We start from the raw sequence: 7842 nt of genomic DNA, 5'->3' as shown, positions 1-7842 counted from the left end.
GTTGAAACATCCCCTTGCGATAATGACGCGCTGAACACCCCTGTTGCCGCATCCTTGCCGGGATCGCGGCTTTTCTTATCCCGCGGGAGCTGCGATGGCTGAAGCTGTACGCCACGACAAGACTGCACGCCAACTGCGGATGCTGTCCGACGCACTGGACAGCGGTCGGCTGGGCCCGGTGCGCCGCCTGGTCAACACCCTGGCCCCGGCCGAGATCGGCAACCTGCTCGAATCGTTGCCGCCGGGCAAGCGCGAGGTGGTGTGGGGCCTGGTCGATCCGGAAGATGACGGCGAGGTGCTGGTCCACGTCGGCGACGACGTGCGCGAGAGCCTGCTCGCGGACATGGACCCGGACGAAATCATCGCCGCGGTCGAAGACCTGGACATCGACGACCTGGCCGACCTGGTCGAAGACCTGCCGGACACGGTCATCGACGAAGTCCTCAAGTCGATGGACCGCGAGAACCGCGAGCGCCTGGAGCAGGTGCTGTCCTACCCCGAGGACAGTGCCGGGCGCCTGATGAACCCGGACGTGGTGACCGTGCGCGCCGACGTCAACGTCGACGTGGTGCTGCGCTACCTGCGCCTGCGAGGCGAACTGCCCGACCACACCGACCACCTGTTCGTGGTCAGCCGGCGCCATCAATACCTCGGCCGGGTGTCGCTGGCGGCACTGGTGACCCACGAGGACACCACCCCGATCAACCGCCTGATCGACGACGAGCAGCCGGCGATCGATGTCGGCGAAAGCGACCAGGAGGTCGCCCGCCAGTTCTCCGACCATGACTGGATCTCGGCGCCGGTGGTGGACGACAACAACATCCTGGTTGGCCGCATCACCATCGATGACGTGGTCGACATCATCCGTGGACAGGCCGAGCACCAGGCGCTGGGCGCCGCCGGCCTGGACGAGGACGAAGATCTGTTCAGCCCGGTCTGGCGCGCCATGCGCCGCCGCTTGATGTGGCTGTCGGTCAACCTGTGCACGGCGTTCCTGGCCTCCAGCGTGGTCGGCCACTTCGAGGGCACCATCGACAAGCTGGTGGCGCTGGCGGTGCTGATGCCGATCGTTGCCGGCCTCGGCGGCAACGCCGGTACCCAGGTGCTGGCGCTGATGGTGCGCGGCCTGGCGCTGGGCCAGGTGGGCGCCTCCAACGCGCGCACCCTGTTGTGGAAGGAGGTCCGGGTTGCGCTGTTGAACGGCGTGATGCTCGGCTCGGTGCTGGGCCTGATCGTATTGGCTTGGTTCCATTCACCCGGTCTGTCTGCGGTGATCGCCATCGCGCTGACCTGCAACCTGCTGTTCGCAGCGCTGGCCGGCGTGCTGGTGCCGCTCACACTGAAGCGCTTCGGCTTCGATCCGGCGCTGGCCAGTGGCATCTTCCTGACCGCCGTGACCGACTCGATGGGCTTCTTCACTTTCCTCGGCCTGGCCACCCTGGTGCTGCTGCACTGACCGCATCAAGGATCGGGCCCCGCCACGCGGGGCGCTGACCCCACCCAACGGGAACACCCATGGCAACAACGATCGAAAACTATTTCCAGCCCGGCTGGCGCGACCAGCAGCACACCTGCCCGGCCTGCGAATGGAAGGGCAGCTCGCGTGCCATGGAGATGGAGCTGGACGAGGACGCCACCGAGTACGGCTGCCCGGTCTGCGAGAACCCGCTGCTGGTGGTGCTGCATCCGGACATGGCACAGGTGCAGGCAGCTGCCGCCGAAGGCAACGCCGAGGCACAGGAGCAGTTGGACATCATCGCCAGTTTCCCGCGTCCGCAGTGACGCGGCGCACGATGCCTCATTGACGTGCGGCGGACTACGATGCGGCCATACCTGCCGCTTCGGGAATTCCCATGGTCCGTTCGATGTCGCGCTGGCTGCCACTGCTGGCCCTTCTGGTGATGAGCGGTTGCACTTCGCTGCCGGACAGCGCGCGTGGTCGCTTCGAGGCACGTGCGGTGAAGGTGGAGGGGGAGACCGCCTACTATCAGGTGTTCATTCCGGCCGGCGTGCAGGCCGCCGCTCCCACCCACCTCCCGGTCATCCTGTTCCTGCACGGCTCCGGCGAGCGCGGTGCCGATGGCGTCAAGCAGACCTACGCCGGGCTGGGGCCTTACCTGCGCGAGCATCCCGACTTCCCCGCCCTGGTGGTGTTCCCACAGGTACCGGGCCATGAGGAATGGAGCGGCCGCAACAACCGTGCGGCAGTGGCCGCACTGGACGCCACGATCGCCGAATTCGGCGCCGACCCGGCACGGCAGTACCTGACTGGCATGTCGATGGGCGGCTACGGCAGCTGGAACATCGCGCTGGACGACCCGCGCCGCTTTGCCGCGATCGTCCCCGTGTGCGGCGCGGTACTTGCACCACGCGCGAAGCGCCCAACCCTGTTCGTCGAGCAGGTCGCCCAGGAAACCGATCCGTATGCCGTGATCTCGCAGCGCCTGCGGCACACGCCGATCTGGATCTTCCACGGCGCGCTGGACGACGTGGTGCCGCCGGACGACGACCGCAGGCTGCACGCCGCATTCCAGGGCGCCAGCGCACGCGACGTGCGCTATACCGAGTACCCCGACGGCAACCACAACGCCTGGGATGCCACCTATGCGGACCCGGCAATGTGGGAATGGCTGTTCGCGCAGAAGCGGTGAGTCGCGGCTTCCGGTAGCTGCCCACCAGGGTTGGATCCTGGCTCCAGTGGCTGTCTATCCTGGTTGGATCCTGGTTTCGGTGGGTGCCAACCTTGGTTGGCACTATCTGTCCGCCCCCATGAACTCCGCCTTGGCAGAACCTTCGAGTTCCCACTGACACCACGCATGCGGGTACTGGCCAAGCTGCGTTGCCAGCCCCACCCTGATCAGATTCGCCATCACATACATCGCGTGCCGGAACAGCGATTCATCAGAGCGGATTGCATGATCGTGATAGCAGGACTGCCAGAAGCGCCCCACCCTGCCCAGTACCCTGTTTGCGTGCACGGCCGTACGCGACTTGAAGCGCTTCATGACAACGTCGAGCGATGCCGCGCGCAGTTGCATCAACCAGTGGATGTGATCCGGCATGACCACGTAGGCAATCGAATGGGTCAGACCTTCCAGATCCAGACGCCGGAACTCCTGCATGGCGGTATCCGCAACGGCGTCGTTGGCGAACAGTGCCGCCCGGCCATGCACGTTCGTTGTGAGGATGTAGCTCTGGCCAATAGTGGAGTGACGGCCTAGCAGGAGGCGGGCGCTGTTCATGCAGAAGAGCATGGGCGGGCGCATGTTCCCTGAACAACGGGAAATCACCTTCGCAAGGGTAGGCCAGTGCCAACCAAGGTTGGCACCCACCAGAACAACAGCGCCAACCAAGGTTGGCCTCTACCAAAGCAGTGGGTGCCAACCTAGGTTGACACCTACCAAGCGGGGATCAGCCCAGCAGGGTTTCCAGCACGGCCATGCGCACGGCGACCCCGTTGGCGACCTGGCGCAGTACCCACGACTGCGGGCCGTCGGCCACTTCGTCGGTCACTTCCACGCCGCGGTTGATCGGGCCCGGGTGCAGCACCGCCGCATCCTTGCCGGCGCGGGCCAGGCGCTCGGTGGTCAGGCCGTACTGCGTGTGATACTGCTCCAGCGACGGCACCAGGCCTTCTTCCATGCGCTCGCGCTGCAGGCGCAGCATCATCAGCGCGTCGACGCCTTCCAGCATCGCGTCGAAATCATCGCCGACCACGCAGCCCTTCAGGGTCTCGTCGTCCGGCAGCAGCGACTGCGGGCCGCAGACGCGGATCTCGCCTACGCCCAGCGTGCGCAGCGCATGCAGGTCGGTGCGGGCCACACGCGAGTGCTTCACGTCGCCGACGATCACCACCTTCAACTTCGAGAAATCCGGGCCCTTGGCCTGGCGCAGGGTCAGCATGTCCAGCAGGCCCTGGGTCGGGTGCGAACTGCGGCCGTCACCGGCGTTGATCAGTGCAGTGCCCTCGCCCGCCGCCTCGGCCAGTGCGGCCACGGCGCCATCATCGGGGTGCCGCACCACGAAGCCGCGCACGCCCATCGCTTCCAGGTTGCGCAGCGTGTCGCAGGCGGTTTCGCCCTTGCGCGTGGACGAGGTCGAGGCATCGAAATTGAGCACATCGGCGCCCAGGCGCTGCGCGGCCAGCTGGAACGAGCTGCGGGTGCGCGTGGACGGTTCGAAGAACAGCGTGCACACCGCAGAACCGGCCAGCACGTGGCGCTTGTTGCCGACGCGACCGACCGCAGCATCGCGGATCTGCCCTGCCCGGTCGAGCAGCTGCAGCAAGGTCTCGCGCGGCAGGCCCTCCAGGGTCAGCAGGTGGCGCAGGCGTCCGGAGGCATCGATTTGCTGGGCGGTCATGGCGGTGTCGGGCAGTCAGGGAATGGGGGTGGCGTCGTCGGGGGACGACAGCCAGCGGTCGATGATCACCGCCGCGGCCACGGCATCGAGGGCGGCCGCATCGCGGCGGCGCTTGCGCCCTTCGGCGCGCTCGACGGCGAAGCGGCGGGCGGCCTCGACCGAGCTGGAACGCTCGTCGATCATCACCACCGGCAGCTTGAAACGTTCCCGCAGCTGGCGGGCGAAGCCCTGCGCACGCTTGCGGTTGGGCTGGTCCTGGCCGTCCAGGGTCAGCGGGTCGCCGACCACCAGGCCATCGGGCTTCCATTCCTTGAGCAGGCGCTCGATCGCGGTCCAGTCCGGGCCGTTGCCGTGCACATCGACCACGGCCACCGCGCGCGCATGCGCGGCGAAGGCACTGCCGATAGCCACGCCGATCCGTCGCGAGCCGACATCGAAACCCAGAACGGTGCCATCACGGCGGATCGCCGGGGCAGCAGGAACCGGTGCGGGCGCGACCGGCTCAGACATGGCCGCTGTAATCCGTCAGCCGGAACAGGTCCACGCCGATACGCGAAGCCGCACCCTGCCAGCGCTGCTCCAGCGGCAGCTGGAACACCAGCTCGGCATCGGCCGGCACCGTCAGCCAGCTGTTCTCGGACAGCTCGCTTTCCAGCTGCCCTGCGCCCCAACCGGCACAGCCAAGGGTGACCACGGCATTGGCCGGGCCTTCGCCGCGCGCCATCGCTTCGAGGATGTCGCGCGAGGTGGTCAGGTACAGGCCGTCGCCCACGGTCAGGCTGGAATCCCACGCCCGCGCGTCGTCATGGATGACGAAGCCGCGCTCCGGATGCACCGGGCCGCCGTTAAGCACCATGCGCGCCTGCAGGTCGCCATCACCGGTGGTGATGTCCATCTGTGCAAGCACTTCACCCAGCGTGTACTCGGAAGGCTGGTTGACCAGCACGCCCATTGCGCCGTTCTCGTCGTGCTGGCAGATCAGCGCGACGCTGCGGGCAAAGGTCGCGTCGAGCAGCGACGGCAGCGCGACGAGCAGGTGATCGGCAAGGGAGGTCGGCGTTACAGGCATGGGCCCATTCTACCTGCTGGGGGCGGGATGGTCGCGCGATGGCGCCGAACCGCGATGGGCTAGGATGGTGCTTTGCCATGGAAGGTCATCGATGCAGTCTTCATCGCCCCTGACCCTGCCGGCACGCAGCGCCATCGTCCTGATCGCCCTGCTGCAGGGTCTGATGCTGTATGCCGCGCAGGAACTGTCCGATGCCTGGCCGTTCCGCGATATCGGCTGGCGCTACTGCTGGTACGCCTGGATGCTGGCCATCCCCAGCGCGGTAGCGCTGAGCCTGGTCGAGCTGGGCCAGCGCCGCCTGTGGCTGCAGGCGGTGCTCGGCTCGGTGGTGGTGCTGGCGTTGGCCGCCTGGATCGGCTGGAACCTCAACGGCGAGACCGCGCTGGATTCGGGCGCGCTGCAGTTCCCGCTGACCCTGGGCACGGCGGTGGCGGTGTTCGTGGCCCTGCCCTGGTGGCAGTTCCAGTTGCAGCACGGGCATTGGCGCGCCAGCTATCCGGAGCTGTTCGAGCGCGCCTGGCAGAACGGTCTGACCCTGGCCCTGGCGGCGCTGTTCACCGGGCTGACCTGGCTGCTGCTGTGGTTGTGGGCGGCGCTGTTCCAGCTGCTGGAGGTGACGTTCTTCCGCGACCTGTTCCGGCAGGACGCGTTCATTGCGCTGGCCACCGGCAGCCTGGCCGGGTTCGGCGTGCTGATCGGGCGCACCCAGCACCGCGCGATCCAGATCACCCGCCAGGTGCTGTTCGCGATCTGCCGCGGGCTGCTGCCGCTGCTGTCGTTCATCGCGGTGCTGTTCGTGCTGAGCCTGCCGCTCACCGGGCTCGAGCCGCTGTGGAAGACCCGCTCGGCCGCCAGCCTGCTGCTGGTGCTGTCGCTGTTGCTGGTGACGTTCACCAATGCGGTCTACCAGCAGGGGGAAGACAGCGCCCCCTACCCCCTGCTGCTGCGACGCCTTGTTGAAGCCAGCCTGCTGGCGCTGCCGGTCTACGCGGCGCTGGCACTGTACGCGCTGGGCCTGCGCGTGGTGCAGTACGGCTGGACCGTGGACCGGTTCTGGGCAGTACTCGTCGCGTTGGCCGTGGCCGGTTATGCCGTGGGCTACGCGCTGGCGGTGCTGCGCCGGCAGGGGCGCTGGTTGCAGATGGTGGAGCCGGTCAACCGCTGGATGTGCTGGGCGGTGCTGGCACTGGCATTGCTGGGCAACTCGCCGCTGCTGGACCCGGTGCGGCTGACCCTGTCCAGCCAGCTGGCGCGGCTGCGCGCGGACCCGCCGGCAATCACCAGCAGCGACGTCAACGTGCTGCGCTTCGATCTTGGGCGCCGTGGCGTGCAGGCGCTACGCGAGCTGCAGCGTGATCCGGCCATCACCGCCGATGCCAACGCGCCACAGGTGATCGCGGCAGCGCTGGCACGCACGTCACGCTGGGACGACGGACAGCGCCTCGACAAGGGGCCGCAGGATGTCACTGCCCTGCAGCGCGCGCTGAAACTGGCCAAGGGATCCAGCTCGCCACCGGACGACTGGTGGCACGCACTGGCCACGCGTGCGATCAATGGCGAATCCTGCGCCCAGAGCGAGCGCGACTGCCTGATCGTGCATCGCGATCTGGACGGCGATGGCACCGGCGAAGTGCTGCTGTGCGAGCTGTACACTCACCGTGCGCCGGACTGCGTACTGTATGCACGTGGCAGGGATGCCCACTGGCGCCGGGCCGGTTCGCTGTTCGGCACCGTCAGCGGCCAGGCCGAGGCGATCAACCAGGCCCTGCGCGATGGCGAGCTCACGCTCGAACCGCCGCGCTGGCCGATGCTGTCCATCGGCGGGCGCCCTGCGCTGGCCATCGATCCGGAACCCGAATCCAACGAGTCTTCCCCATGAGCGGTTACTGCCTCATCGCCCCGGGCCATCCGGTGCACGACTACTACCACGCCAACGAGTACGGCTTCCCGCAGCGTGACGAGCGCGAGCTGTTCGAGCGGCTGGTACTGGAAATCAACCAGGCCGGCCTGAGCTGGGAGACGATCCTGAAGAAACGCGAGGGCTTCCGCGCGGCCTATGACGGCTTCGATGTGGACCGCGTGGCAGCGTATGCCGAGCAGGACATCGAACGCCTGCTGTCGGACGCGGGCATCATCCGCAACCGGCTGAAGGTGCTGGCGGCGATCCACAACGCGCAGGTGATCCAGCAGCTGCGGGCCAGCCATGGCAGCTTCGCGGCGTGGCTGGATGCGCACCACCCGCGCAGCAAGGCCGACTGGGTGAAGCTGTTCAAGAAGACGTTCCGCTTCACCGGCGGCGAGATCACCGGCGAATTCCTGATGAGCCTGGGCTACCTGCCCGGCGCGCACGCCGAGGATTGCCCGGTGCATGCGCGGCTGCTGATGCTGTCGCCGCCGTGGCTGCAGGCCGC

9 protein-coding genes are annotated in these 7842 nt (G+C 67.6%); 5 read left to right on the top strand and 4 right to left on the bottom strand.

Annotated elements, in window-relative coordinates; genetic code table 11:
* Positions 1-94: 94 nt before the first annotated feature.
* From mgtE to N5D45_RS22435, 3 genes are all read left to right on the top strand, one after another.
* Positions 95-1456 (top strand): magnesium transporter, encoded by a 1362-nt coding sequence (gene mgtE / locus N5D45_RS22445; RefSeq protein WP_010483662.1) that lies wholly within the window; start codon positions 95-97, stop codon positions 1454-1456.
* Between the two features lie 59 nt (positions 1457-1515).
* Positions 1516-1782: a hypothetical protein gene (locus N5D45_RS22440; RefSeq protein WP_049410266.1), complete on the top strand. Its 267-nt coding sequence runs from the start codon at positions 1516-1518 to the stop codon at positions 1780-1782.
* Between the two features lie 71 nt (positions 1783-1853).
* Positions 1854-2651, top strand: a complete 798-nt coding sequence (locus tag N5D45_RS22435; RefSeq protein ID WP_057504270.1) for a prolyl oligopeptidase family serine peptidase — start codon at positions 1854-1856, stop codon at positions 2649-2651.
* Between the two features lie 102 nt (positions 2652-2753).
* Here the strand turns inward: N5D45_RS22435 and N5D45_RS22430 are convergent, their stop codons facing one another.
* The 4 genes from N5D45_RS22430 to N5D45_RS22415 all read right to left on the bottom strand — a co-directional run bounded on the left by N5D45_RS22430 (position 2754) and on the right by N5D45_RS22415 (position 5431).
* The gene (locus N5D45_RS22430; RefSeq protein ID WP_279939650.1) at positions 2754-3242 is read right to left on the bottom strand and encodes a transposase; all 489 of its coding nucleotides are present in this window, start codon (positions 3240-3242) and stop codon (positions 2754-2756) included.
* Between the two features lie 169 nt (positions 3243-3411).
* Positions 3412-4362 carry an aspartate carbamoyltransferase catalytic subunit gene (locus N5D45_RS22425; RefSeq protein ID WP_019337122.1) on the bottom strand — a complete coding sequence of 317 codons (951 nt, stop codon included), beginning with the start codon at positions 4360-4362 and terminating at the stop codon, positions 3412-3414.
* A gap of 15 nt (positions 4363-4377) precedes the next feature.
* A complete protein-coding gene (gene ruvX / locus N5D45_RS22420; protein WP_010483674.1) occupies positions 4378-4872 on the bottom strand; it encodes a Holliday junction resolvase RuvX in 495 nt (164 codons plus the stop codon).
* Positions 4865-5431, bottom strand: coding sequence for a YqgE/AlgH family protein (locus tag N5D45_RS22415; protein ID WP_005408377.1), 567 nt, complete (start codon positions 5429-5431; stop codon positions 4865-4867). Before N5D45_RS22415 ends, ruvX begins: the two co-directional genes overlap by 8 nt.
* A 91-nt stretch (positions 5432-5522) precedes the next feature.
* Here N5D45_RS22415 and N5D45_RS22410 point away from each other — a divergent pair, with 91 nt between their 5' ends.
* Both N5D45_RS22410 and N5D45_RS22405 read left to right on the top strand, forming a co-directional pair.
* Entirely contained in the window at positions 5523-7310 is a 1788-nt protein-coding gene (locus N5D45_RS22410; protein WP_279939649.1) for a DUF4153 domain-containing protein, read from the top strand.
* A partial coding sequence (locus N5D45_RS22405; protein ID WP_279939648.1) for a DNA-3-methyladenine glycosylase I occupies positions 7307-7842 on the top strand: 536 nt, incomplete at its 3' end. The genes N5D45_RS22410 and N5D45_RS22405, both read left to right, overlap by 4 nt.

Source organism: Stenotrophomonas sp. GD03819 (assembly GCF_029841665.1).
GTDB lineage: Bacteria > Pseudomonadota > Gammaproteobacteria > Xanthomonadales > Xanthomonadaceae > Stenotrophomonas > Stenotrophomonas geniculata.
This window is presented reverse-complemented; position numbering and strand designations above follow the sequence as displayed.